This window comes from Tahibacter caeni (assembly GCF_024609805.1).
GTDB lineage: Bacteria > Pseudomonadota > Gammaproteobacteria > Xanthomonadales > Rhodanobacteraceae > Tahibacter > Tahibacter caeni.
This window is the reverse complement of record NZ_JANFVR010000528.1, coordinates 1-2,112: the sequence shown is the minus strand read 5'-3', so window position 1 is coordinate 2,112 and position 2,112 is coordinate 1. Positions and strand designations below refer to the sequence as shown.

Genomic DNA, 2,112 nt, shown 5'->3' with positions numbered 1-2,112 from the left:
CGCACAGGCGCGCGAACGCGCCGAGCGCGTCGCCGGCATCGTCGCGGTCGATGCCGCGGCGCTGCGGGTCGTCGAGGACGCGCGCGCCGCCCTGCTGGCCGAATGGCAGCGACTCGCCGAGGCGCTGCCCGCGCAACGCGTGCATTTCACGCGCGAGCTCGAACCGGGCGACGCGGCCGAACTGCCGGTGCTGCTGCAGAGCGTCGAGCGCCTGAACGCGCTCGCGCCGCGGCTGCAGCGTTCGTTCGCGCTGCAGTGCCGCGGCCACACCGACGAGCCGGGTTCGGCGACGACCAACCGTTCGCTGCGCGAGCGCCGCGCGCGCTGGCTCTGCGACCAGCTGCAGGCGGCCGGCGTCGGGCCCGAGCGGCGCGGGATCGCCGGCGACGCGGCGGCCGACGCGCCGACGCTCGATGAACGCGCCGCGAGCCTCAGCCTCGCACCGGCGCCGACGGAGGAGAAATGAGCGAGATCGCACGCAAGGTATGCATGCTCGGCGACTTCGGCGTGGGCAAGACCAGCCTCGTCGCGCGCTTCGTGCGCAACACGTTTTCGGAGAAATACCTGACGACGGTCGGGGTCAAGGTCGACAGCCGTGTCGTGGCGCTCGGCGACGGCGTCGATCTCAAGCTCGTGATCTGGGACATCGCCGGCAAGGCCGCGCTCGACAGCGTCAACAAGAACTATCTGCGCGGCGCCAGCGGCCTGATCCTCGTCGCCGACGGCACGCGCGAGGCCAGCCTGCGCGCGGCGCTGAATCTCGCGATGCAGGCGCGCGACGTCATCGCCGACCCGACTTGCGTTCTGTTCGTCAACAAGCTCGATCTGGTCGACCGCTGGGAAGTCGCGCCGGCGGTGCTTGTGGAAATCCGCCGCAATCTGGCCGTGTTCGAGACCAGCGCGCTCAGCGGCGACGGCGTCGAGGCCGGTTTCGCCGAGCTCGCGCGGAGGCTGGCGCCGTGAAGGCGCTGCCCGAGGCGGTGGAAAGCCATCTCAACGCGCTGCTGCGCGCGCGCGCCCGGCCGCTGCTGCTGACGTTCGACGCGCAGTGGCAGCTCGTGGACGTGCACGGCGACACGGCGCACCACGGCATCGATGCCGAAGGTGCCGGCGCGCTCGCGCGCCAGCTGCAGGACCTGTTCCTGGGCCTGCCGCACGACCAGGAGCAGGACCTGCCGTTCGTCGAGCTGGCCGGCGGCCGGCATGCGCATGTGCATCTGATCCCGGCCGGCGACCAGTTCCATCTGCTGCTGCTCGACGCCGGCGAGGAGCACGGCCGCACGCAGGCGCAGCAGCAGCTCGGCAACGACGCCGTGCTCGCCGGCATCGAGAAATCGCGCACCCTGGCGCGGCTGCGCCAGATCAAGAGCGAGCTCGAACAACAGCGTGCGCGGCTGGAGGAAGCCAACGCGCTGAAGAACGCGCTGTTCGCGACCCTGAGCCATGAATTCCGCACGCCGCTGACGTCGATCTTCGGCTACCTGCATCTGCTCGAACGCGAAGGCGCCGGCACGCGCAGCCAGGCGCTCGGCGCGCTGCGGCGCAATGCGACCTATCTGTTCGCCCTGGCCGAGAACCTGCTCGAATACGGCCGCGGCGAAGCCGGCGAGAGCCTGCTGGATCCGGGCGCGATCGACATCGCCGCGCTGGTCGCCGATCTCGACGCGATGTTCCGGCCGCTGGCCGCCGAGAAGGGTCTGGCGCTCGCCGTCGAAGCGGGCGCCGCGCCGCCGGCCGACGCGCAGTTCGACGCGGTCAAGCTGCGCCAGGTCGCGATCAACCTGCTGTCGAACGCGCTGCGCTACACCCAGCGCGGCTACGTGCGCGCGCAGCTGGGCTGGGACGGCGCGAAGCTGCAGCTCGAAGTCAGCGACACGGGCCTGGGTATCGACGCCGCCTCGCGCGCGAAGGTGTTCAGGCCGTTCAACCGCGGCGCGCAGCACGGTTCGCGCGGCGCCGGTCTCGGCCTGTCCATCGTCAAGCGCCTGGTCGAGCGCATGTCGGGCGAACTCGGTCTGGAGTCCACGGTCGGGCAGGGCAGCACGTTCCGCGTCGCGCTGCCGCCGCTCGGCGCGGCCGGCCTGCCGGCGCAGGACACCGCGCCGCGCCGGC

General features: G+C 72.0%; 3 protein-coding genes. All 3 read left to right on the top strand.

What is annotated here, in order from left to right; translation table 11 throughout:
• On the top strand, positions 1-466 hold a 466-nt coding region (locus NON22_RS23455; protein WP_425508027.1), incomplete at its 5' end, for a hypothetical protein.
• Positions 463-963, top strand: a complete 501-nt coding sequence (locus tag NON22_RS23450; RefSeq protein WP_257389405.1) for a Rab family GTPase — start codon at positions 463-465, stop codon at positions 961-963. The genes NON22_RS23455 and NON22_RS23450, both read left to right, overlap by 4 nt.
• Positions 960-2,112 (top strand): sensor histidine kinase (locus tag NON22_RS23445; RefSeq protein WP_257389404.1); only part of this gene is annotated, 1,153 nt, incomplete at its 3' end. The genes NON22_RS23450 and NON22_RS23445, both read left to right, overlap by 4 nt.

What these genes read in the sequence shown, in the direction of transcription:
- NON22_RS23450 (WP_257389405.1), top strand. Translation starts at nt 463, where the DNA reads ATGAGCGAGATCGCACGCAAGGTATGCATGCTCGGCGACTTCGGCGTG.